The following is a 21,784-nucleotide window of genomic DNA, read 5'->3' on the forward strand; positions in this document are numbered from 1 at the left end:
GCACGCCGTATGAGGGGAGTCCGCACCATGCGCGCAGCCGTACTGCACGAGATCGGCCAGGACAAGCTCGAAATACTCGACGACGTCGAGGCGGTGGGCTTCGGCCCCGGCCGGGTGAGGGTCCGGGTACGGGCGACCGGGCTGTGCCACTCGGACCTGTCCGCGATGGCGGGGGTGCTCCCGCAGCCGGCGCCGTTCGTGCCCGGTCACGAGGGCGCGGGCGAGATCCTCGAAGTCGGGGAAGGCGTACGGAACCTGAAGCCCGGCGACCGGGTCGTCGTCTGCTGGCTCCCCGCCTGCGGCGCCTGCCCCGCGTGCAAGCGCGGCCAGACCGAACTGTGCCTGGCCGGGTTCATGAACGCCGGCACCCCCAACTTCAAGCGCCCCGGCGGTGACGTCTTCGGCTTCGCCGGCACCGGCACCTTCGCCGAGGAGGTCGTCGTCGACGCCGGCTGCGCGGTGCCCATCCCCGACGACGTCCCCTTCGACATCGCCGCCCTCATCGGCTGCGGAGTGACGACCGGACTCGGCGCCGCCCTCAACACCGCCGACCTGGAGGCCGGTTCGTCGGTCGCCGTCATCGGCTGCGGCGGCGTCGGCATCTCCGCGATCCAGGGCGCCCGGCTCAAGGGGGCCGCCGAGATAGTCGCCGTCGACCCGGTCGCCTCGCGCCGCGAGTCCGCGCTCAGGTTCGGTGCCACCAGGGCCGTCTCCCCGGACGAACTGCCCGACGCCAAACAGCAGGTCACCGCGGGCGAGGGCTTCGACTACGTCTTCGAGGTCGTCGGCAGGTCGGCCACCGCCCGCACGGCGTACGAGAACACCCGCCGCGGCGGCACCCTCGTCATCGTCGGCGCCGGCGCCATGGACGACTTCCTCCAGCTCAACATGTTCGAGCTGTTCTTCGACGAGAAGCGGATCCTGCCGTCCATGTACGGCGGCGGCGACGTCCTGCGCTCCTACGAGCGGACGATCGCGCTCTGGCGCGCGGGCCGCATCGACCTGGCCGGCCTGATCACCCACCGGGTGCCGCTGAGCGAGCTCAACGAGGCCCTGGACCAGATGCGCACGGGCACCGCGCTGCGTACGTGCATTGAGATCTGAACCCACCCGCTGTGAAGGGGCGTTGATGACACTGCCACTCGAAGGCCTGTCCGCGATCGTCACCGGCGCCGGGCGCGGTCTGGGCCGGGCCGAGGCACTGGAGCTCGCCCGGCTCGGCGCGGCCGTCGTCGTCAACGACTACGGACAGCCCGGCCGGGACGGCTCCGGCGAGGCCTCCACCGGCCCCGCCGAGGAGGTCGCCGCCGAGATCCGCGCCGCGGGCGGCAGGGCGCTCGCCCACACCGGGGACGTCGCCGACCACCAACAGGCCGCCGCACTGGTCGAGTCGGCGATCGGCGAGTACGGCAGGCTGGACATCCTGGTCAACAACGCGGGCATCCTGCGTGACCGCATGGTCTTCTCCATGACGGAGGAGGAGTGGGACTCGGTGATCCGGGTCCACCTCAAGGGCCACTTCAACACCACCCGGTTCGCCGCCGCGCACTGGCGGGAGCGGTCCAAGGCGGAGGGGGGACCGGTGTACGGGCGGATCGTGAACACCTCCTCCGAGGCGTTCCTCGCCGGTTCCGCCGGACAGCCCAACTACGCGGCGGCCAAGGGCGGAATCGTCGGGCTCACCACCTCCACCGCCCTCGCCCTCGCCAAATACGGCGTGACCGCCAACGCCATCTGCCCGCGCGCCCGCACCCGGATGACCGAGGACGTCTTCGCCGGCCTCGAACAGCCACCGGACAGCCTCGACCCGCTCGCCCCCGAGCATGTCGCCCCGCTCGTCGGCTACCTGGCCTCCCCGGCCGCCGCCCGGATCAACGGCCAGCTGCTCGTCGTCCACGGCGGCATGGTCGCCGTCGTCGAACGACCGCGGGTCACCGCCCAGTTCGACAGCAAGCAGGAGGCCTTCACCTACGACGAGCTCGACGCGCTGCTCACCGCGCACTACGCGCAGCGGCCGTCGGGGGAGACCTTCGGGGCGGCCGAGGTGCTCGGCCTGAAACGAGGCTGGACCGCCGGCCATCGGGACGACTAGCCGGCAAGTCCGCCGGACACGGAAACGGCCCTGCTCCTCCAGGAGGATCAGGGCCGTATACCGTTGCTCGCGCGCGGCGTCAGGCTGCCGTCTCGGTCTCTTCGACCTGCTTGCGGTGACGGCCACGAGGGGCCGTCTCGCTGTCGTGGGCCGAAACAGGACCGCGGTGCCTGCCGTGACCGGAGACCTTCTGAACGTCATGAACGTCGGCCGGCCCCGGCTGGGTCGTGCTGGCGTTGCTCATCGGAAAACTCACCCCGTCGACATGATCTTTCTTACAGCCGGGCGAGTTTAACCGGCGCACCACCGGCCGAATCCAGGCGGGCACGCCAACCGGCACTACTTCGTTACAAGATTCCCCAACGGCGCTTGCTGCAACGGCACAGGGCGGGAAACGACGGGATCCGGAGGGTCCGTTTCCGACGGCTCGCACGCCGGCGGATCCGGTCTCGCTTCCGGGCCCGGCACCTGTCCGGCCTCCGCCGGGGGCGCCTCCACCCGAGCCACCCCGCACCGTACCTCCCGCGTGGCATACGGCAGTTGCAGCACCCCGTCCCGAGTCCACAACCCCGCCCCCGCCAACCACCCCTCGGGCGCCGCGAGATGACGCACCTGCCGTTCGGCGGGCCGCCACACGCCGACCCAGCTCCCCACCGGCCCGTCGATGCGCAGCGCCACCCCGCAGCTCTCCGGCGTCAGCACCTGCCCCGGCTGGATCGCGAACGGCGTCACCGCGCACTCCGGCATCCGCAGACACTCCGGGAAACGCACCGGCAGCGTGCTGCCCAGCACCCCCCAGCCCAACCGTTCCTGCCCGGGCGACGGCGCGTCCGAGCGGATCAGCAGCAGCCCGCTGTCCGGGTCGGCGAGCAGCAGCCGGTCGTCGCTGTCGTCCGCGATCTGCAGCAGCGGCGACACCTCGCCGCCCCGGCCCAGATCGACCACGACGGTCTTCGTACGGCCCCCCGACTCCCGGTCGAGGGCCAGCATCCGCCCGCCCCGGTCCAGCCACACCCCGACCGAGCAGCGACCGGGCACCTCCGCGACCTGCTCGGGCCCGAAGGCACCCCCCGCCACCAGCCACACCGCGCTGGAGCGCCGGCCCACCGCGAGGGCGTACGCCTCGTCGCCGCCCGGCGTCGGGGGCAGCAGCCGCAGCCGGGTCCCCTCCTCCGGGCACTGGACCGCACCCAGCGGCAGCTCACCGGTGCCGGGTCCGGTCGGGTAGAGCAGCGAGAAGAAGTGCCGTCCGTCGGTGCGGCGGCGGATGAGGACCCGCCCGTCGCCCATGGGCTGCACCTCGGTGCCGGGCTCCTCCGGCTGATGGGCGGGCAGCGGCACGGCGTAGGGCTCGGGGCCGTCCAGGGTCCAGCGCTCCGGGAACCAGCAGTCGCCGGCCGGCGCGAGACGGGCGGCGTAGGAACCGTCCGCCGTGATGGTGCATTCCGGTCGAGGCGCGTCGCCGTCCTCGTGCTCCGCGGCGGGCTCGATCGCACAGGCCGTCATGGTCCGGTCACCTCCGGTCACGAAGCTAGTTTTCGCACGCACAGGCGTGGGACAGGCGACGTTTCCCTTCACACAAAGGGGTGGCCGAGGAACGATTCGCCTGAGGAAACGGGGGCGATTGTGCTGAGCCGGGCCAAGGGTGACCAAAGAGCGCGACAGCGGCCGGCCCACGCGCGAGGCCGGGGGCGATCCCGCGCTTCCGCCACCGGTACGGCCGTACGGAACAGGCAGGTAGCCTTTCTCTCGTGCCCCGTCTGTCTGAAGTCATCGCCGCGCTGGAGACCCTGTGGCCCGCCGAGCGGGCCGAGTCCTGGGACGCGGTCGGCACCGTCGTGGGCGACCCCGACCAGGAGGTCTCCCGGGTCCTGTTCGCCGTCGACCCGGTCCAGGAGATCGTGGACGAGGCGGTGAAGCTGGGCGCCGACCTGCTGGTCACCCACCACCCGCTCTACCTGCGCGGTACGACGACGGTCGCGGCCTCCACCTTCAAGGGCCGGGTCGTCCACACGCTGATCAAGAACGACATCGCGCTGCACGTGGCGCACACCAACGCCGACACCGCCGACCCGGGAGTCAGTGACGCCCTGGCCGGTGCGCTGGACCTGCGTGTCGTACGCCCGCTCGTCCCGGACCCGGCCGACCCCGACGGCCGCCGCGGCCTGGGCCGTATCTGCGAACTCGACCACCCGCTGACCGTCCGTGAACTCGCCGCCCGCGCCGCCGAGCGGCTGCCCGCCACCGCGCAGGGCATCCGCGTGGCCGGCGACCCCGAGGCGACGGTCCGTACGATCGCGGTCAGCGGCGGCTCCGGCGACAGTCTCTTCGACCAGGTGCGCGCCGCCGGCGTCGACGCCTTCCTCACCGCGGACCTGCGCCACCACCCGGCGTCCGAGGCCGTGTCCCACAGTCCTCTCGCGCTGCTCGACGCGGCGCACTGGGCCACCGAATGGCCCTGGTGCGAGCTGGCCGCCGCCCAGCTCGACGAGATCTCCGACCGCCATGGCTGGGACCTGCGGGTCCATGTCTCCAAGACGGTCACCGACCCCTGGACCGCCCACGCGGCGTCCAACCCGCCCACTAGTACTACGGGAGCCCCCAACTGAACGCCGCGCCGGCCGACCAGATCCGACTTCTCGACGTCCAGGCCCTGGACGTCCGCCTGCAGCAGCTCGCGCACAAGCGGAATTCCCTGCCCGAGCACGCCGAGATCGAGTCGCTGACCAAGGACCACACGCAGCTGCGCGACCTGCTCGTGGCCGCGCAGACCGAGGAGAGCGACACCGCCCGCGACCAGACCAAGGCCGAGCAGGACGTGGACCAGGTGCGCCAGCGCGCCGCCCGCGACCAGCAGCGCCTGGACTCCGGCGCCGTCACCTCGCCGAAGGACCTGGAGAACCTCCAGCACGAGATCGCCTCCCTCGCCAAGCGCCAGGGGGACCTGGAGGACATCGTCCTGGAGGTCATGGAGCGCCGTGAGTCCGCGCAGGAGCGGGTCACGGAGCTGACCGGACGGGTCGCCTCCGTCGAGTCGAAGATCGACGACGCGACCGGCCGCCGCAACGCCGCGTTCGAGGAGATCGACCGCGAGGTGGCGACGGTGACGAAGGAGCGCGAGGTCATCTCGGGCGCCGTCCCGGCCGACCTCCTCAAGCTCTACGACAAGCTGCGCCAGCAGCAGGGCGGCATCGGTGCGGCCAAGCTGTACCAGCGCACCTGCCAGGGCTGCCGCCAGGAGCTCGCCATCACCGAGCTCAGCGAGATCCGCCAGGCGGCGCCGGACACGGTGGTGCGCTGCGAGAACTGCCGCCGGATTCTGGTGCGCACGGCCGAGTCGGGCCTCTAGGAGACGGTGCCGTGCGGGAGTTCATCATCGAGGCCGACGGCGGGTCACGGGGCAACCCCGGGCCCGCGGGCTACGGTGCGGTCGTCATCGACGCGGCCACGGGTCAGACGCTCGCCGAGGTGGCCGAGTACATCGGCGTCGCCACGAACAACGTCGCCGAGTACCGGGGCCTCGTGGCGGGCCTGCGTGCCGCGCACGAACTCGACCCCGCGGCCACCGTCCATGTCCGGATGGACTCCAAGCTGGTCATCGAGCAGATGTCGGGCCGCTGGAAGATCAAGCACCCCGACATGAAGCCGCTGGCCTTCGAGGCGGCACGGGTCTTTCCGGCTCCCCAGGTGACGTACGAGTGGATCCCCCGGGAGCAGAACAAGCACGCGGACCGGCTGGCCAACGAGGCGATGGACGCCGGGAAGCGGGGAGAGCAGTGGTCGGCGGCGAGTTCCACGGCGGAGCTGGAGGCGGCTGACGCGCGGGCCGCGCGCGCCGCGAAGGCCGCGCCGGAGCCCACCGCCGGCGGCGCTGTGAAGGCCGAGGCCGATGTCCGGGCCGCCCAGAGCGTGGCCTCGGCGGGTACCGGGTGGGGGCCCGCCGACATGGGGGCGCCGGCCACCTTCGTACTGCTCCGGCACGGGGAGACGCCGCTCACGCCGCAGAAGCGGTTCTCGGGAAGCGGCGGCACCGATCCCTCCCTCTCCGACGTCGGCCGGGAACAGGCCGAGCGAGCCGGTGCCGCGCTCGCCCGGCGTGGCACCATCCAGGCCGTCGTGGCGTCGCCACTGACCCGTACCCGGGAGACCGCCGGTATCGTCGCCGCCCACCTCGGACTCGACGTGAGCATCGACGACGGCCTGCGCGAGACCGACTTCGGCGCCTGGGAGGGCCTCACCTTCGGCGAGGTCCGCGAACGTCACCCCGACGACCTCACCGCCTGGCTCACCGACCCCGAGGCGCGTCCCACCGGCGGCGGCGAGAGCTTCGCCGCGACGGCGACCCGTATCGCCGCCACCCGCGACAAGCTGGTCGCGGCGTACGCCGGCCGCACGGTCCTCCTCGTCACGCACGTCACCCCGATCAAGACGTTCGTACGCCTCGCCCTGGGCGCCCCGCCCGAGTCCCTGTTCCGCATGGAACTCTCGGCGGCCTCCCTGTCGGCGATCGCGTACTACGCCGACGGCAACGCCAGCGTCCGCCTCGTCAACGACACGTCACACCTGCGCGACTGATCCCTGCGCGCCTGAGCCCTTCGCCCCTGATCCCTGCGCCCCTGAGCCCTTCAGCTTGGCCGCCTCCCGCGCCAGCGCCTCGACCCGACCCCAGTCCCGCGCCGCCACCGCGTCCGCCGGAAGCATCCAACTCCCGCCCACACAGCCGACGTTGGGGAGGGCGAGATAGCCGGGGGCCGACGCCGGGCCTATCCCACCCGTCGGGCAGAAACGGGCCTGCGGGAGCGGGCCGTACAGCGACTTCAGATACGCCGTGCCGCCCGCCGCCTCCGCGGGGAAGAACTTCATCTCCCGCACCCCGCGCTCCAGCAGCGCCACCACCTCGGACGTGGTCGACACCCCCGGCAGATACGGCACCCCGGACGCGCGCATCGCATCCAGCAGTACGTCCGTCCAGCCGGGGCTCACCAGAAAGCGCGCCCCCGCCGTGACCGCGTCCGTCACCTGCTCCGGCGTGATCACCGTGCCGGCCCCGACCACCGCGTCCGGCACCGCCTCCGCGATCACCCGGATCGCCTCCAGCGCGGCCGGCGTCCGCAACGTCACCTCGATCGCGGGCAGCCCGCCCCGGACCAGCGCCCGGGCCAGCGGTACGGCGTCGGAGGGGTCGTCCACCACCACGACGGGGACGACGGGCGCGAGATCCAGGACTGAGGTCATGGCGTCATCCTGCCCAGGGCGAGCACAGTGCGCAAAGGTCGTTGCGCATGCTGCAATCGACTGCAATGGGGATTCGGTCAGTGTGGGACCCCGCTCAGTGGATCTCCGTCACCAGCACATCCAACGTCCACGCCTTCCCGCCCTTGACCGGCGCCTCCACCTCCACCTCGTACCCGAGGTCCCGCAGCGCCTCCACCAGCTCGGCCGGGTCCTTCGGTGCGGCGCCCTCCGTCAGCAGGCTCCGTACGATCCGCCCCTTCGTCGCCTTGTTGAAGTGGCTGACGACCTTCCGGGTCGGCGCGTGCAGCACCCGTACCGACGCCGTCCGCCCGGCCACCTCGCCCTTCGGCTTCCACGCCGCCGCGTACGCCGACGACCGCAGATCCAGCACCAGCCCGTCCCCGGCGGCCTCGGGCAGCACGTCCGCCATCGGCGCCCTCCAGTGCGTGCCGAGCGCGCCGAGGCCGGGGAGCTTCACACCCATCGAGCAGCGGTACGAGGGGATCTTGTCGGTGACCCTGACGGCACCCCACAGCCCGGAGAAGACGAGCAGTGACCGGGCCGCCCGCCGCTTCGCCGCCGCGTCCAGCGACGCCAGGCCGAGAGCGTCGTAGAGGACACCCGTGTAGATCTCCCCGGCGGGCCGCGCCCCCGCCGTCCGCAGCTCGGTGTTCTTGGCGACCTCGCCCCGCAGCCCCTCGCTCAGCCCGAGGACGTCGCGTGCCTTGCCCTCGTCGCCGCTGCACAGCTCGACCAGTTCACCGAGCACGGCCTCCCGGGCCTCGCTCAGCCCCGGCGAGGACAGCGACTCCAGCTTCAGCGGCGCACCCCGACCGGACGAGGCCTTGCCTTCGGAAGGCGGCAGCAGGACAAGCACACGTACTCCTTAGATCGAACTCCGCCACAGCGTACGGCGTGCCACCGGAAGACCCCGGCCCTACGCTCGTCCTATGCCCCGCCGCCACATCCGCGTGACCGGCGCCCCCGAGGCCCCCCTCCGGGCCGCCCTCGCCACGCTGCGTACCGAACTCGGCGTCTCGGGAGGTTTCCCGCCCGAGGTGCTGGCGGAGGCCGAGCAAGCCGCGAAGGCCCCCGCCCCACCGTCGTCGTACGACGCCACGGACATCCCCTTCCTCACCATCGACCCTCCCGCCTCCACCGACCTCGACCAGGCGCTGCACCTGTCCCGGCAGGGCACCGGCTACCGCGTCCGGTACGCCATCGCGGACGTCGCCGCCTTCGTCGTACCGTCGGGCGCGCTCGACCGGGAGGCGCACCGGAGGGTGACCACCCTGTACTTCCCCGACGAGCGCGTCCCGCTCCACCCCGAGCCGCTCAGCGAGGGCGCGGCGAGCCTGCTCCCGGACCAGGACCGGCCGGCCGTCCTGTGGACGATCGACCTCGACGGGGACGGCCGTACCCTCGCCGTCGACGTCCGCCGCGCCCTCGTCCGCAGCCGGGCCAAGCTGGACTACGCGGGTGTGCAGCGGCGGATCGACGCGGGGACCGCCGAGGAGCCGCTGGCGCTGCTGAAGGAGGTCGGGGAGCTGCGGGAACGGCTGGAGGTGGAGCGCGGCGGGATCTCGCTGCGCGTGCCGGAGCAGGAGATCGTCGAGCACGACCACACATATGAACTCGCCTATCGCGCACCGCTCCCCGCCGACGGCTGGAACGCCCAGCTCTCCCTGCTGACCGGAATGGCCGCCGCCGACCTGATGCTGGCCCACGGCACCGGCATCCTGCGCACCCTCCCCGCCGCCCCCGACGGTGCGGTCGGCCGCCTCCGCCACACCGCACACGCCCTGCACATCGTGTGGCCGCACCACGTCTCGTACGCCGAACTCGTCCGCTCCCTGGACCCGCACCGCCCGCACCACGCGGCCTTCCTCCAGGAGTGCACGACGCTGTTGCGCGGCGCGGGCTACACGGTCTTCAGGGAGGGAGTGCTGCCCGGCATCACCACCCACTCCGCCGTCGCCGCCCCCTATGCCCACTGCACGGCACCCCTGCGCCGTCTCGCCGACCGGTACGCCTCCGAGATCTGCCTCGCGGCCGCCGCGGGCGAGGCGGTCCCCGACTGGGTGTCGGCCGCCCTCGACGCGCTGCCCGCCCGGATGGCCGAGGGCGCGCGGCGCGCGGGCACGGTCGAGCGGGAGTGCGTCGACATCGTGGAGGCGGCGCTGCTCAGGGACCGGGTGGGGGAGGTGTTCGACGGCTGGGTGGTGGAGGTCGATGAGCGCCGACCCGCCGTCGGGACCGTGCAGTTGGAGTCCCCGGCGATCATCGGCCGGATCGAGGCCGGGCACGGGGAGCGGCTGCCGCTGGGGGAGCGGCTGCGGGCCCGGCTCACACAGGCAGATCCGGGAGCGGCGAAGGTGCGCTTCGAGCCTGCCTGATCGCCTGGATTTCTTGTACGAGGCTGTCGGCGTCGTCGGCGTGGAAGCGGACCAGGCGGATGTCCCGACGGCGGCCGAGGAAGGTCAAGTGGACGACGGGCTCGGTGAGTTCGAGCGTCACGGCGGTCTGCGCCCCGACAGCGAGGTCGAGCTCACCGTCGGCCCGCTCATGGGTGGTGCGCAACTCGCGCCGCACGTGCGCGATCTTCTCCAGCGGGATGCGCAGATCGACGTGCGCGGCACGCCGGACGCGCAGGGAGCCGGCGTCGAGGACGTGCGGTCGTACGACGGAGGCGGCGTGCATCCCGATGATGATCAGGAGGGTGTACATGTCCACCATGAACCACGCCCGTTGCACGGCCGGGTGGTTCCGCAGCAGCACGGACATCGTGATCGACTCGATCGCGACCACGAATCCGAACCCCAGCATCATCGGGCCCTGCCCGCGCGAGTACCCGAAGCCGGTGCCCTCACCGAGCCCGTGCCGCCGCCGGGCGACCCACAGCCAGAGACTGACGACGAGTCGCAGCTCGTGCCGGACAAGGACGTGCGCGGCGCGCATCACGGTCCGTCCCCTTCCATGTCCATTCCCATGTCCATGTCCATGAGCAGGCGCAAGGTGCGGCGGATGGCCTCCGCCTGGGCCGGGGCGAAGTCGGCGTAGAAGGCGCGCAGGAAGCTGCTGTCGGGGTCGACCTCCAACGTCTCCGGGAGCAGATCGCGGGGCAGACAGTCGGCGAGGGCACGGGCCGCCTCGTCCACGCGCGGGTCGGCGGGGTCGGCGTCGGCGAGCTCGTCGAGCAGGGCGTAGGCGGCCACGGCCCGCTCCTTGCCGCCCGGTCGGTCGAACGCACTCCCCAGCGCGCCCATGAGCTGCTCCCGCTCCTCGGGATCGGCCGTGGTCTCGATCAGCGCGAGCACCTCGCGGTCCTTGGCGGCCATGGGGGAGTCGGCGACGACGGGCGCCATGTCCCGGAAGAGAGCTGCCAGTTGAGGCGACACGGGCCCCTCGACAGGCAGCCCGCCCTCCGTCTCCAGCAACGCCCGCAGCCGCTCCCGCCGCTCCCGGACGGCGGCCTCCTGCCGGGCGAGATCCTCGTCGAGCTCGCTCAGCACCTCGACAAGATCCTTCCCCGCGTCCTCGGCGAGCACGTCCCGCACCTCCGCGAGCCCCAGCCCCAACTCGGTCAGCCGCCGGATCCGCGCCAGCACGACGGCATGCCGCAGCGTGTAGTCCCGATATCCGTTGGGCCGCCGCTCGGGCTCGGGCAGCAGCCCCTGATGGTGGTAGTGCCGCACGGTCCGCGTGGTGACGCCGACGGCGACGGCGAGTTCTCCGATTCGCATGGGATCAGTAGAAACGCTGACGTTGCGGCAGGGTCAAGCGGACGCCTCCGGCGGCATGGAAACCGGGCCTCGCGGTGTTGCTCCATTGACGAGACAGGGGGTGCGAGGTGGCTGAACAGGCGCGGTGGACCAGAGCGCGGCTGGGCCGGGGCGGGCCCCCACTCGATCTTCTGACGGCCCGCTTCGACCGGCATGTGTACGCCCCGCACGCCCATGACGAGTTCACGATCGGCGTCTGCGTCGGCGGCAGTGAGGTCATCGACTACCGCGGCGGCCGTATCCGTCCCGGCCCGGGCTCCATCGTCGTACTGGCACCGGGGGAGATGCACACGGGCCGCCCGGCGGCCGCCGAGGGCTACGCCTACCGGGCCCTGTACGCCGGGACGCCGCTGCTGACCGACGGCACCCTCGGCACCGCCGTCCCGCACTTCCACGACCCCCTCCTCGACGACCCCGAACTGGCCACCGCCCTACGCCTCACGCACACCGAACTCGCCGCCTGCCCCGACCCCCTGGAGGCCGAGTCCCGCATCCCCTGGCTGCTGACCGCCCTGGCCCGCCGCCACTCCACGGCCCGCGCGACGAGCGACACGGTCCCCGGCGCCTCCGGCATCGCGCACGCCGTACGCGACCGCCTCGCCGACGAGCTCACGGCCCCGCCCTCCCTCGCCGCCCTGGCCACGGACCTGGGCCTGTCCCGCTACCAGCTGCTCCGGGCCTTCCGTACGACGATGGGGGTACCGCCCTACGCATGGCTCGCCCAGTACCGGGTGAACCGGGCACGCCGTCTGCTGGAGTCGGGCCTGCGCCCGGCGGAGGTCGCGGGGCTGGTCGGCTTCGCGGACCAGGCACACCTCACCCGCTGGTTCCGCCGTGTACTCGGCGTGACCCCGGCGGCGTACCGCAACAGCGTTCAAGACAGCGGACGCTGACCCGGCCGAAACTCGGCCGCATGACTGCACGTGGCTGGTTTCTGTTCGCCCTGATGGGCGTGGTCTGGGGCATCCCGTATCTGATGATCAAGGTGGCGGTGGAGGCGGTCTCCCCGTCGGTGGTGGTGTTCACGCGATGTGCGCTGGCCGCCGCGCTCCTGCTCCCCTTCGCGATCCGGCAGGGCGGACTGACCCGCACGATACGACGCCACTGGCGCCCGATGCTGGCCTTCGCGTGCATAGAGATCATGGGCCCCTGGTGGACCCTGACCGACGCCGAACGCCACCTCTCCAGCTCCACGGCCGGCCTGCTGATCGCGGGCGTACCGATCGTCGGCATCGCCCTCGCCCGCTTCTTCGGCAGCGCCGAGCACCTGGGCGCCCGGCGGCTGACCGGCCTCGGCCTCGGCCTGGCCGGCGTGGCGGTCCTCACCGTCCCGCACCTCACCGGCGGCGACGCCCGCTCGCTGGGCGAGGTGCTGCTGACGGTGCTCGGCTACGCCACGGCCCCCTTGATCGCGGCGCGCTGGCTGAAGGACATACCGTCCCTCCAGCTCACGGCCCCGTGCCTGGCGCTGGCCGCACTGGTCTACGCGCCGGCGGCCGCCCTGACCCGGCCGTCCTCGCTCCCGTCGGCCGAGGTCCTGACGGCCCTGGCCGCCCTGGGCGTGATCTGCACGGCGGTCGCCTTCGTGGCCTTCCTGGAGCTGATCAAGGAGGTCGGCCCGACCCGGGCGACGGTCTTCACCTACGTCAACCCGGCGGTCGCGGTGGCGGCGGGGGCGGTGTTCCTGGACGAGCCCCTGACCACCGGCATCGTGGCGGCCTTCGCCCTGATCCTGGCGGGATCGGTCCTGGCGACGAGCGGTGGACCGAAGAGGGACGCCCGCCCGGTAACATGGTCGACACGGCAGACGAGCCGGGCGGACGGCCGCGTGGAGGCCCTTGTGGACCTCCCCGAGGAACGTCCGGGCTCCACAGGGCAGGGTGGTGGCTAACGGCCACCCGGGGTGACCCGCGGGACAGTGCCACAGAAAGCAAACCGCCGGGGACCTCGGTCCTCGGTAAGGGTGAAACGGTGGTGTAAGAGACCACCAGTGCCCAGGGCGACCTGGGCAGCTAGGTAAACCCCACCCGGAGCAAGGTCAAGAAGGGGCCGCTGTAAAAGGCGACCCTGCGCGGACGTTCGAGGGCTGCCCGCCCGAGTCCGCGGGTAGACCGCACGAGGCCGGTGGCAACACCGGTCCTAGATGGATGGCCGTCGCCCAGGGCTCCGCGAGGAACCCTGGGAACAGAACCCGGCGTACAGCCCGACTCGTCTGCCGCTCGGCCTGTTCGCCGCCGACAGGTTCAGAGCGCGTCCACCGCGCTCACCTTCCACCCGTCGTCCGTGCGGGACATCGTCATCCGCACTCGGTTCAGATCCACCCGCGAGCCCGAGACCTGGGTGCTCTCGGTGACCTGGTTGACGAAGAGGAGGACGACGACCTTCTCCGGCGTGGCTGATACGACGGACGTCGCCGGGGAACCGCCGGAGGCAGGGGCGGCGATCGTTGCCTTCACCACGCCGTGGTACTTCTCGGCTGTCGGGCCGACCACGGCCTTCGTGGTCTTCGCGTACTCGTCGCGGAAGTCGCCGGTCAGATGGGTGCGGGCCGTCGCGAAGTCCCGGTCCAGGTGGCGGTAGTCGTAGGACAGGACGGCCGGTGCCGCCCGGCGGGCCGCCGCGACCGCCTCGGCCCGGGCGCTCTCCGTCAGGTGTCCGTCCCGGTACTGCCACCCCAGTACGGCCGCCGCCACCAGGCCCGCCGTGAGCAGGACCGTGAGCAGTGCGGTGAGCGGGAGTGCGGTGAGCAGCCTTTGGTGTCGGGGGCTGTCCGGCTCCTCCGGCGGGGCGGCTCCCTCGGGCTCGAAGGACTCCGGTGACGGCTCGGGCGGGTCGGTCCAGCCGTTCTTCGGGGCGTCGATGAGTACGGTGCGTCCGGCGGACGTGGGCTCCGGGGCCGGTTCGCTGTGGCCGCGCTCGGCGCGCTTGGCCGCGGCGCGGGCCGCCGCCGTCATGGTGCGCCGGGTGCCGGGGGCGCGGCCGGCTGTCGTCTTCGTCATGGTCGTACTCCTCGTTGGTGCTTGTCAGCCGACGAACTCGACGTCCGACGTCAGCCAGTGGCCGTCCCGGTGGACCAGGTCGAGCTGGAGGCGGTACGTGCGTGCCTCGCCCTTCGGTACCGCCGTGTTCGTCACCCTGCTGTCGGCCACCACCAGGACGCGGGCCGAGTCGGTGTCGGAGCGGACGATGCCCGCCTCCAGGATCTGGCCTTCGGAGACCGACTTGTTCTGGGCCACCAGCTTCGTCAGCTGGGCCGTCTGTGCCGCGAACTGTTTCTTGAAGTCGCCGGTCGCGCCCGACAGGACGTTCGCGCTGTCGCGGCCGTAGTGCCGGTAGTCGAGCGAGGTGAAGTTCAGTGCCGACTGGCGGGCCGCGGACAGGATGTCCTGGCGGCGCTGGTCCGTCTCGTGCTGGGCGTGCAGGCCCAGGGACAGGTAGATCGCCAGGGCCGCGGTCACGGTGGTCGCCGTGACGAGGGCGGCCGTCAGCGTCCTCGGTCGCTTCAGCTTCATGCCATGGGGCCAACGAGCAGCCATTGCCACGACTCCTTTCCGAACACGGCCCGCTGGCCGCCCGTCGTGCCGATCTTCAGGGCCCTTCCGTCCGGGCCGGTGGTGGTGCCGGTCTGTGGGTCGTACGGGGTGACGTACGCCGACTGGTTCGAGCTGCCGTACGAGGCCGATGCGCCGGGCGCGTTCTGCGCGCCCCTCACCGAGGACTCGCTGCCCCGCGGCAGCGTGCAGCGGGCGTTCGTGTTCGCCTCGCGTGTGCTGGTGTCCGACGGGTCGCGGCGGGTCGTGCCGTAGCCCTGGGTGCAGGCGGGTGGGTCGTCCGCGTTCACCACGAGGCCGAAGTGGGTGGTGCCGTCGCCCGGGATGACCGTGTAGCTGCCCGCCACCATCGCCGGGAAGGTGACCAGGGCCTGTTCCACGCCGGGGAGGCGGGCCAGCGTCACCCGGCCGCCGCTGATCAGGTTCGCCAGCAGGACCGACAGCTCGGGCCCCGCCGACTTCAGCAGCGAGTTCACCTCCTGCGCCGCCGGTCGCGCGTTGCCGATCAGCTTGCGCAGGTCCCCGTCGCTCGCCTTCAGCTGGGCCGACAGGGCCGCCAGATCGTGTGCGAAGGACTTGATCGACGAGCCCTGGTCCGCCTGTGTCTTCAGGACCTTCCGGGAGTCCTCGATCAGCGTGATCGTCTCCGGCAGGGCGTCCGACGCCGACTCCACCAGCTCGTTGCCCGAGTTCACCAGGCGGCTCAGGTCCGGGCCGGTTCCGGCGAAGGCCTCGCCCAGCTCGTCGACCGTCACCTGGAGGTCTTTCCTGCCGACCGAGTTCACCAGGCGGTCCAGGCTGAGGACCATGTCCGTCGTCGGCAGCGGTACGCGGGTGTTGCGACGCGGGATGCCGCTGCCGTCCAGAAGGTACGGGCCGTGGGAGGCGCGCGGCTGGAGGTCGACGTACTGCTCGCCCACCGCCGAGCGGTTCGCCACCACGGCGAGGGTGTTCTCCGGGATGCGGGGCGCGTCGTCGTCCAGGTCCAGGGCGATCGATACGCCGTCCTTGCCCGTCAGGTGCATCGCGCCCACCTTGCCCACCGGCACCCCGCGATACGTCACCTCGGCGCCGGGGAAGACGCCCCCGGAGTCGGCGAAGTCGGCGCGGACCGTGTAGCCGCGGTCCAGGACGTCGTCCACCAGCCCCGTGTACTCGGCGCCCACGTACGACACTCCTACGGCGGTGAGGGTGGCGAAGGCCAGGAGTTGGACCTTGACGGTACGGGTGATCACGGCTGGACCCCCTTCAGCATCAGCTCGGCGAGTTCCAGGTCGATTCCCTCGGGCCAGTCGCCCTCGGTCGCATAGCCGGCCGTGCAGACCGGCGGGCACAGCGGGTCTCCGCCGCCCCCGGACGGGGCCGAGGGTGACGACGGCGCGCTCGGGCGGTTCGGCAACGCCGTGGGCGTCGGCACGCCGGGCAGCTCCGGGAGGTTCGGGACATCCGGGAGATCAGGTGCGTCCGGAGTCCCGGGGAGCTCGGGCCGGTCCTTGCCCCCGTCTCCGCCCGGCTTGTCCGTCAGGTTGCCGTAGATCCCGGCCAGGTCGAGGTCCGCCGTGATGTGCAGGTTGACGTAGTCGCCCTTGATGGCGTCCACGGCGTTGCGCGGGAACGGGTAAGTCGTCATCAGCTCAAGGGAGTTGGGCAGATCGTCGCCCGCCTTGTTGAGCTGTTGCAGGATCGGGCGGAGCTGCTGGAGGTTGGCGACCGTGTCGTCGTGGGAGGCGTTGACCACCTTGGTGCCGGTCCGGCCCAGCTTCGACAGGGCCGTCAGCATCCTCGTCAGGTCGCGGCGCTGGTCGGCCAGGACCTTGAGAGCGGGTGGCATCTCCTCCACCGCCTCGGCGATGGTCTTCTTCTCCTTGCCGAGTCGCTCGGCGAGCCGGTCCACGGCCTTCAGCGCGCGGACGATGTCCGCCTTCTGTCGGTCCAGTCCGCCCAGGAAGACGTCCAGCTCCTTCAACAGCGACCTGACCCGGTTCTCCCGCCCCTCCATCGCCTTGTTCAGCTCCACGGTGATCGTCTTGAGCTGGGCCACCCCGCCGCCGTTGAGCAGGGCCGACAGCGCGGACAGCACCTCCTCGATCTCCGGGTTGCGGCCACTGCGGGACAGGGGGATCACATCGCCGTCGGTGAGGCGGCCGACCGGCGCCGTGCTCGTCGGCTTCGACAGCGCCACGTACTTCTCGCCGAGCATGCTGGTCTGCCGTAGCTCCGCGATCGCGTTGCCGGGCAGCCGCACCGAGTCGGCGACCCGGAGGCGTACGCGCGCGTGCCAGCCCCGCAGCTGCACCTTCTCGACCGCACCGACGGTCACGTTGTTGACCTTGACCGCCGACTGCGGCACCAGGTCGAGTACGTCACGGAACTCGACGGTGACGTGGTAGGCGTGGCCGTCCGAGGCCGCGCCGCCGGGTAGTTGGACGTCGTACCAGCCGTTGAACTCGCAGCCGGTGAGGAACAGCGAGCCGACCGCCGCCCAGGCCACCGCTCCGCCCTTGCGCAGCCCGCTCATGCCCTCGCCCCCAGGATTCCGCCGAGCGTGCGGTCGACCGTGCCCGTGACCGCCGCGCCGTCCTGCGGCACCGCCGGTACCTCCGGCAGGGAGTCGAACAACTCCCTCAGCTCCGCGCAGTCCGGGTTCTTGCCGCCCTCGTCTCCCGTCGTCCTCAGTACCGAGCACAGCAGCGACGCCGGATCCTGCGCCTGGTCGGCGTTGTTGCGGGTGTCGAGGGTGCCGGCCGACGGGTTGTAGGCGTTGTTGAGGTTCGACAGGCCGGTCGGCGCCACCTCCAGCAGCTCCTGCAGCGCCGCCCGTTGGGTGACGAGCACCTTGGTCACCTTGCTGAGACCCTCCACGTTCGAGGTGAGTGAGTTCTTGTTCCTCTTGACGAAGGCGGACACGTCGCCCAGCGCCGTCCCGAGGTTCTTCAGCGCGGCCGCCAAGTCCTGGCGCTCACCGGCGAGTTGGTCGGCGACCTTCGCGAGGCTGCTGTTGAACGACCGCACGCTCTTGTCGTCGGCCGCCAGCGCCGCCGTGAAGACCTGGAGGTTGCGGACCGTGCCGAACATGTCGGTGCGCCCGTCGGAGAGGGTGGTGACCGCCTTCGAGAGGTCCTCGACCGTCTGGTTGAGGTTCTTGCCCTGGCCGTCCAGGTTGTCCGCGCTCACGCCCAGCAGCCGGGACAGGGCGCCGTCCTTGTTGGCGCCCTTGGGGCCGAGCGCCTCGGCGGTGGTGTGGAGGCTGTCGAAGACACGGTCCAGTTCGACGGGTACGGCCGTACGCGACTCGGGGATCTCGTCCCCGGACCGCAGCACCGGACCGGCGCCCCGGTACACCGGCAGCAGCTGTACGTAACGGTCGCTGACGACCGAGGAGTTGATGATCGCGGCCTGGGCGTCCGCCGGGACCTTGCGGTCCGCGTCGAACTTCAGCTCCACCCGGACCCGGCCGCCCTCCGGCGTGATCGTCTCGACCTCACCGATCCGGACGCCCAGCACACGGACGTCCGAGCCGGGGTAGATGCCGACCGTGCGCGGGAAGTACGCGGTGACACGGACCGGTTCCGGGCGCGGCCACAGGACGTACATGAGCGCGGCGACCAGGACCAGCGCCAAGCACAGGGCCGCCCACCTCTTCCAATACCGACGGCCGCTCACCGCACCCCTCCCGTCCTCGGCTCCACCGGAGCGGCGACCAGGTTCTGGACGTAGGAGTCGAACCAGCGGCCGTTGCCCAGGGTGTTGGTGAAGAGCCGTACATATGGCGCGAGGAGCTTGATGCTCCGGTCCAGACTGGATTGGTTCCGTTCGAGCATGTCCACCACGCCGTTCAGGCCCTTGAGGGCGGGCCCGATCTCCTTGTCGTTGTCCTGGACCAGGCCGGAGAGCTGGATGCCGAGCGCGGCGGAGCTCTTCAGCAGCCGGTGGATGGCCTCGCGGCGCCTGCTGATCTCCTTGAACAGCTTGTCGCCGTCCTTGACCAGGGCCGTGAAGTCCCCGGAGCGGTCGGCCAGGACGCCCGTGACACCCTTCGCGTGGGCGAGCAGCTCGCGCAGCGCCTTGTCGCGCGAGGCCACGGTCCGGGAGATCCGCGACAGGCCGTTGAGGGAGGCCCGTACCTCTTCCGGGGAGTCCTCGAAGGTGGTGGAGAGGGTGTCCAGGGCCTTCGCCACGCGGTCGGTGTCGACCTTCTCCGTCGTGGTGGTGAGATCGCTGAACGCCTGTACGACGTCGTACGCGGGGACCGTGCGCTTCAGCGGTATCTCGGTACCGGGCTGCAACTGGCCCTTCCCTTTCGGGTGCAGGGCGAGGTACTTCGCGCCGAGGATCGTCCTGACCCGGATCGACGCGCCGGTGTCGGTGCCGAAGCCCGGCTCGCCCTTGATCTTGAAGGTGACCTTGACGTGGTCGCCGTCCAGGTCGACCTCCTTCACCTTGCCGACCTTGACCCCGGCGATCCGCACCTCGTCACCCGGCTTGAGCCCGCCCGCCTCCGCGAAGGCCGCGCTGTACGTCTCGCCGTCGCCGATCACCGGCAGGCGGTCGGCGTTGAACGCGGCCACGGCCAGCAGCGCGAGGACGGTGAGGCCCACCGCGCCGATGACGACGGGATTGCGCTCGCGGAAGGGGGAGAGGCGCGGGCGCCGGATACGGGGGAGCCGTATGCGGGGCGGCTCGACCCGCACCTTGAACAGCGGTTGTGGGCGGGGCTTGCGGCGCGGCAGCAGCCGTACCTTCGGCAGCCGTATCCGCGGCAGCCTGGGCGGTTCCACGCGGACCTTGAACAGCGGCTCCGGGCGGTTCTTGCGGCTCATGCCCCGCACCTCGCCCTCGCCACATGCATCTCCGGCGTGAGCGCCCGCTGTGACGCCGACTTCGTCTTCGGCAGCACGATCCGGCCGTCGAAGTCACACAGGTAGAAGTTGAACCACGAGCCGTAGGACGCCGTCCCCGTCAGCTCGCCCAGCTTGTTCGGCAGCCGCTTCAGCACGCCCTCCACGGTCTTGTCGTTGTCGTTCAGCGTTCCGGTGAGATCGGTCAGCTCGGCGAGGTCGTCCTTCAGCGGCGGGCGCGCGTCCTTCAGCAGGCCCGAGGTGGCCTCCGTCAGATCGCCGATGCTCACCAGGGACTGCCCGATCGGCTTGCGGTCGGCGGACAGCCCCGAGATGACCCGGCGCAGCTGCTTGAGCAGGCCGGAGAAGCGGGCGCCGCGCTTGTCGAGGGTCTCCAGCACGGTGCCGAGGTTGTCGATCACCGAGCCGATCAGCTTGTCGCGGCCGGCCAGCGTCGAGGTGAGCGACGCCGTGTGCATCAGCAGGCTGTTGACGGTGCCGCCCTCGCCCTGAAGGGTCCTGATGATCTCGGTGGCGAGCTGGTTGACGTCGTTCGGGCTGAGCGCGGCGAACAGCGGCTTGAAGCCGTTCAGCAGCGCGTTGAGGTCAAGGGCGGGCTGGGTGCGCGACAGCGGGATCGTCGCGCCGGGGCGCAGCGGCCGGGTGCCGTCGCCCGTGCCCTCGGTGAGCGCGACGTACCGCTGGCCGACCAGGTTGCGGTACCGGATGACCGCGCCCGTGCTGGTCAGCAGCGGCCGGTTCTCGGTGACCGTGAAGGTGACCTCGGCCAGCGTCCGGCCCTTGATCCGGATGCCCTCGACCTCGCCGACCCGCACCCCGGCCACCCGGATGTCGTCGCCCTCCTCCAGTCCGGTGACGTCGCTGAACACCGCGTGATAGCGATGCTCCCGGGCGAGGGAGATGTTCACGATGGTGGCGGCCAGCAGGGCCGTCGCCACCACCGTCACCAGCGCGAAGAGGCAGAACTTGATGAGCGGGGCAGCCGTCTGCCGGGCCCCTCCGGTGCTCCTCATGCCACACTCACCGCCGTCCCGCGTGCCAACGGCCCGAACAGCAGCGTCGCGACCGGCGGCACCTCGTCGGCGGGCACGCCCAGGACGGGCGCCACGAGCGAGCCGACGGCCCGCTGCTCGGCCCGGGTGGCGGACGCCCCGCGCGGCCCGGACGCGGACGAACTCACCGACCGTGAACCGTCGTTGAGGTGAACGCCGGGCGCCGGCACCGGGGGACTCGGCAGATCGCGGCAGTCGGGCCCCGACCGCTCGCCGTAGCGCGGCTCCTCGCCGGGTTCGTACGCCCCCTGCGGCCGTACGACCTCCAGGGTGATGTGCATCTTCCCGCCCCGGAACGCCTCCTCCGAGGCCCTCTCCTGCCGGACCAGGCCGGCCAGCAGACACGGGTACTCGGGGGAGTAGCGGGCGAACAGCTCAAGCGTCGGGCGCGAGACGCTGCCGAGGGTGATCAGCCGGCCGCCGTTCACGTCGAGGAAGTCCTCGGTCGTGCCCGCGACGGTCGCCGTGGTCTTCAGCGCGGCCGCCAGCCGGTCCTTCTGCTCCACGAGCGTGCGGCTGGTGGTGACCGTGTTGCGCAACAGCTCCATCAGGTCGGGCGCCGCGTCGCCGTACACCTCGGCGACCTCGGCGAAGCGGGCGATGTCCGCGGTGAGGGACGGCAGATGGGGATTGAGGCGGCGCAGGTAGGCCTCCAGGCGGGTGAGGTTGTCGCCGATGCGGTCACCGCGGCCTTCGAGGGCGGTGGCGAAGGCGGAGAGCGTGGCGTTGAGCTTGCCGGGCCGGACCGTGCGCAGCAGGGGCAGCAGGTCGTTCATCAGCTGCTGCATCTCGATGCCGACCCGGGTGCGGTCCTGGGTGATGACGTCACCGGCGCGGATCGGGCGGGCCGACGCGGACCCGGTGCCGGTGGGCGGCACCAGGTCGACGTACTTCTCGCCGAAGAGCGTCTTCGGCAGCAGCCGTGCGTGCACGTCCGACGGGATGTACCCGACATGCTCCGGCTTGAGCGCGATGTCGAGCCGCGCCTTCGTCCCGTCGGCGTGCACCTCGCGCACCTCGCCGACCAGCAGCCCGCGCAGCTTGACGTCGGCCTGTGGATCGAGCTGGTTGCCGAGGCTGTCGGCCTCCAGCGTGATCCGTACCACCGGCGTGAAGGCCTGGCGGTACACGGCGACGGACAACGACAGCAGCAGTGCGAGTACGGCGATGAACACGACGCCGTACAGCCGCAGTCTCAGCACCCTCATACGGC

The 21,784-nt window shown here is 71.7% G+C and carries 20 protein-coding genes, 1 other RNA gene and 1 pseudogene; 9 read left to right on the plus strand and 13 right to left on the minus strand.

Annotation, left to right across the window (positions count from 1 at the left end; genetic code table 11):
* Nucleotides 1-27: 27 nt before the first annotated feature.
* Together ACFWYS_RS19995 and ACFWYS_RS20000 are read left to right on the plus strand one after the other, a co-directional pair.
* Nucleotides 28-1,104 (plus strand): Zn-dependent alcohol dehydrogenase, encoded by a 1,077-nt coding sequence (locus tag ACFWYS_RS19995; protein WP_384770327.1) that lies wholly within the window; start codon nt 28-30, stop codon nt 1,102-1,104.
* Nucleotides 1,105-1,129: 25 nt separating this feature from the next.
* On the plus strand, nt 1,130-2,092 hold the full coding sequence (locus ACFWYS_RS20000) for a 3-oxoacyl-ACP reductase (RefSeq protein ID WP_384770330.1): 963 nt from the start codon (nt 1,130-1,132) through the stop codon (nt 2,090-2,092).
* A 339-nt stretch (nt 2,093-2,431) separates the two neighbouring features.
* On the opposite strand, the gene ACFWYS_RS20005 is transcribed toward ACFWYS_RS20000, so the two are convergent.
* Nucleotides 2,432-3,598 carry a hypothetical protein gene (locus tag ACFWYS_RS20005; protein ID WP_384770715.1) on the minus strand — a complete coding sequence of 389 codons (1,167 nt, stop codon included), beginning with the start codon at nt 3,596-3,598 and terminating at the stop codon, nt 2,432-2,434.
* 245 nt (nt 3,599-3,843) lie between these two features.
* On the opposite strand from ACFWYS_RS20005, the gene ACFWYS_RS20010 reads away from it, so the two are divergent.
* From ACFWYS_RS20010 to ACFWYS_RS20020, 3 genes are read left to right on the plus strand one after another with little or no spacing between them, the layout of a single operon-like run.
* Nucleotides 3,844-4,701 carry a Nif3-like dinuclear metal center hexameric protein gene (locus tag ACFWYS_RS20010; RefSeq protein WP_384770333.1) on the plus strand — a complete coding sequence of 286 codons (858 nt, stop codon included), beginning with the start codon at nt 3,844-3,846 and terminating at the stop codon, nt 4,699-4,701.
* Entirely contained in the window at nt 4,698-5,441 is a 744-nt protein-coding gene (locus ACFWYS_RS20015) for a zinc ribbon domain-containing protein (protein ID WP_384770718.1), read from the plus strand. Before ACFWYS_RS20010 ends, ACFWYS_RS20015 begins: the two co-directional genes overlap by 4 nt.
* Before the next feature lie 11 nt (nt 5,442-5,452).
* Nucleotides 5,453-6,667, plus strand: coding sequence for a bifunctional RNase H/acid phosphatase (locus ACFWYS_RS20020; RefSeq protein WP_384770336.1), 1,215 nt, complete (start codon nt 5,453-5,455; stop codon nt 6,665-6,667).
* On the opposite strand, the gene eda is transcribed toward ACFWYS_RS20020, so the two are convergent.
* Together eda and yaaA are read right to left on the minus strand one after the other, a co-directional pair.
* A complete protein-coding gene (eda, locus tag ACFWYS_RS20025; RefSeq protein ID WP_384770339.1) occupies nt 6,650-7,327 on the minus strand; it encodes a bifunctional 4-hydroxy-2-oxoglutarate aldolase/2-dehydro-3-deoxy-phosphogluconate aldolase in 678 nt (225 codons plus the stop codon). The genes ACFWYS_RS20020 and eda overlap by 18 nt on opposite strands.
* Before the next feature lie 94 nt (nt 7,328-7,421).
* A complete protein-coding gene (gene yaaA, locus ACFWYS_RS20030) occupies nt 7,422-8,204 on the minus strand; it encodes a peroxide stress protein YaaA (RefSeq protein WP_384770342.1) in 783 nt (260 codons plus the stop codon).
* 73 nt (nt 8,205-8,277) lie between these two features.
* On the opposite strand from yaaA, the gene ACFWYS_RS20035 reads away from it, so the two are divergent.
* Entirely contained in the window at nt 8,278-9,723 is a 1,446-nt protein-coding gene (locus ACFWYS_RS20035; protein WP_384770345.1) for an RNB domain-containing ribonuclease, read from the plus strand.
* Here the strand turns inward: ACFWYS_RS20035 and ACFWYS_RS20040 are convergent.
* Entirely contained in the window at nt 9,674-10,285 is a 612-nt protein-coding gene (locus tag ACFWYS_RS20040) for a hypothetical protein (RefSeq protein WP_384770347.1), read from the minus strand. The two genes, ACFWYS_RS20035 and ACFWYS_RS20040, sit on opposite strands and share 50 nt — an antisense overlap.
* Nucleotides 10,285-11,070 carry a MerR family transcriptional regulator gene (locus ACFWYS_RS20045; protein WP_384770350.1) on the minus strand — a complete coding sequence of 262 codons (786 nt, stop codon included), beginning with the start codon at nt 11,068-11,070 and terminating at the stop codon, nt 10,285-10,287. Before ACFWYS_RS20045 ends, ACFWYS_RS20040 begins: the two co-directional genes overlap by 1 nt.
* A gap of 107 nt (nt 11,071-11,177) precedes the next feature.
* Here ACFWYS_RS20045 and ACFWYS_RS20050 point away from each other — a divergent pair, with 107 nt between their 5' ends.
* From ACFWYS_RS20050 to rnpB, 3 genes and pseudogenes are all read left to right on the plus strand, one after another.
* Nucleotides 11,178-12,002 (plus strand): helix-turn-helix domain-containing protein, encoded by an 825-nt coding sequence (locus ACFWYS_RS20050; RefSeq protein ID WP_384770352.1) that lies wholly within the window; start codon nt 11,178-11,180, stop codon nt 12,000-12,002.
* Nucleotides 12,003-12,022: 20 nt separating this feature from the next.
* Nucleotides 12,023-12,802 (plus strand): annotated as a pseudogene (locus tag ACFWYS_RS20055) (DMT family transporter); the annotation flags it as partial.
* A gap of 115 nt (nt 12,803-12,917) precedes the next feature.
* An RNA gene (gene rnpB / locus ACFWYS_RS20060) (RNase P RNA component class A) lies at nt 12,918-13,324 on the plus strand.
* A gap of 28 nt (nt 13,325-13,352) precedes the next feature.
* On the opposite strand, the gene ACFWYS_RS20065 is transcribed toward rnpB, so the two are convergent.
* Genes ACFWYS_RS20065 through ACFWYS_RS20100 form a run of 8 tightly spaced genes read right to left on the minus strand, consistent with a single transcriptional unit; the run spans nt 13,353 to nt 21,779 of the window.
* A complete protein-coding gene (locus ACFWYS_RS20065) occupies nt 13,353-14,108 on the minus strand; it encodes a hypothetical protein (RefSeq protein ID WP_384770355.1) in 756 nt (251 codons plus the stop codon).
* Nucleotides 14,109-14,132: 24 nt separating this feature from the next.
* Nucleotides 14,133-14,621, minus strand: coding sequence for a hypothetical protein (locus ACFWYS_RS20070; protein WP_384770358.1), 489 nt, complete (start codon nt 14,619-14,621; stop codon nt 14,133-14,135).
* Nucleotides 14,618-15,895 (minus strand): MCE family protein, encoded by a 1,278-nt coding sequence (locus tag ACFWYS_RS20075; protein ID WP_384770361.1) that lies wholly within the window; start codon nt 15,893-15,895, stop codon nt 14,618-14,620. Before ACFWYS_RS20075 ends, ACFWYS_RS20070 begins: the two co-directional genes overlap by 4 nt.
* Complete coding sequence (locus tag ACFWYS_RS20080) at nt 15,892-17,178, minus strand: MCE family protein (protein WP_384770364.1); 1,287 nt, start codon at nt 17,176-17,178, stop codon at nt 15,892-15,894. Before ACFWYS_RS20080 ends, ACFWYS_RS20075 begins: the two co-directional genes overlap by 4 nt.
* Nucleotides 17,175-18,323 (minus strand): MCE family protein, encoded by a 1,149-nt coding sequence (locus ACFWYS_RS20085; RefSeq protein WP_384770367.1) that lies wholly within the window; start codon nt 18,321-18,323, stop codon nt 17,175-17,177. The genes ACFWYS_RS20080 and ACFWYS_RS20085 overlap by 4 nt, the downstream gene beginning before the upstream one ends.
* A complete protein-coding gene (locus ACFWYS_RS20090; protein WP_384770370.1) occupies nt 18,320-19,480 on the minus strand; it encodes an MCE family protein in 1,161 nt (386 codons plus the stop codon). The genes ACFWYS_RS20085 and ACFWYS_RS20090 overlap by 4 nt, the downstream gene beginning before the upstream one ends.
* Nucleotides 19,477-20,532 (minus strand): MCE family protein, encoded by a 1,056-nt coding sequence (locus ACFWYS_RS20095; RefSeq protein ID WP_384770372.1) that lies wholly within the window; start codon nt 20,530-20,532, stop codon nt 19,477-19,479. Before ACFWYS_RS20095 ends, ACFWYS_RS20090 begins: the two co-directional genes overlap by 4 nt.
* Nucleotides 20,529-21,779 (minus strand): MCE family protein, encoded by a 1,251-nt coding sequence (locus ACFWYS_RS20100; protein WP_384770375.1) that lies wholly within the window; start codon nt 21,777-21,779, stop codon nt 20,529-20,531. The genes ACFWYS_RS20095 and ACFWYS_RS20100 overlap by 4 nt, the downstream gene beginning before the upstream one ends.
* Nucleotides 21,780-21,784: the final 5 nt, after the last annotated feature.

Origin of the sequence: Streptomyces sp. NPDC059010, assembly GCF_042740355.1 — a bacterium.
Taxonomy (GTDB): domain Bacteria; phylum Actinomycetota; class Actinomycetes; order Streptomycetales; family Streptomycetaceae; genus Streptomyces.

What these genes read in the sequence shown, in the direction of transcription:
- ACFWYS_RS19995 (WP_384770327.1), top strand. Translation starts at nt 28, where the DNA reads ATGCGCGCAGCCGTACTGCACGAGATCGGCCAGGACAAGCTCGAAATA.
- ACFWYS_RS20000 (WP_384770330.1), top strand. Translation starts at nt 1,130, where the DNA reads ATGACACTGCCACTCGAAGGCCTGTCCGCGATCGTCACCGGCGCCGGG.
- ACFWYS_RS20005 (WP_384770715.1), bottom strand. Translation starts at nt 3,598, where the DNA reads ATGACGGCCTGTGCGATCGAGCCCGCCGCGGAGCACGAGGACGGCGAC.
- eda (WP_384770339.1), bottom strand. Translation starts at nt 7,327, where the DNA reads ATGACCTCAGTCCTGGATCTCGCGCCCGTCGTCCCCGTCGTGGTGGTG.
- ACFWYS_RS20035 (WP_384770345.1), top strand. Translation starts at nt 8,278, where the DNA reads ATGCCCCGCCGCCACATCCGCGTGACCGGCGCCCCCGAGGCCCCCCTC.
- ACFWYS_RS20040 (WP_384770347.1), bottom strand. Translation starts at nt 10,285, where the DNA reads ATGCGCGCCGCGCACGTCCTTGTCCGGCACGAGCTGCGACTCGTCGTC.
- ACFWYS_RS20045 (WP_384770350.1), bottom strand. Translation starts at nt 11,070, where the DNA reads ATGCGAATCGGAGAACTCGCCGTCGCCGTCGGCGTCACCACGCGGACC.
- ACFWYS_RS20065 (WP_384770355.1), bottom strand. Translation starts at nt 14,108, where the DNA reads ATGACGAAGACGACAGCCGGCCGCGCCCCCGGCACCCGGCGCACCATG.
- ACFWYS_RS20070 (WP_384770358.1), bottom strand. Translation starts at nt 14,621, where the DNA reads ATGAAGCTGAAGCGACCGAGGACGCTGACGGCCGCCCTCGTCACGGCG.
- ACFWYS_RS20080 (WP_384770364.1), bottom strand. Translation starts at nt 17,178, where the DNA reads ATGAGCGGGCTGCGCAAGGGCGGAGCGGTGGCCTGGGCGGCGGTCGGC.
- ACFWYS_RS20090 (WP_384770370.1), bottom strand. Translation starts at nt 19,480, where the DNA reads ATGAGCCGCAAGAACCGCCCGGAGCCGCTGTTCAAGGTCCGCGTGGAA.
- ACFWYS_RS20095 (WP_384770372.1), bottom strand. Translation starts at nt 20,532, where the DNA reads ATGAGGAGCACCGGAGGGGCCCGGCAGACGGCTGCCCCGCTCATCAAG.
- ACFWYS_RS20100 (WP_384770375.1), bottom strand. Translation starts at nt 21,779, where the DNA reads ATGAGGGTGCTGAGACTGCGGCTGTACGGCGTCGTGTTCATCGCCGTA.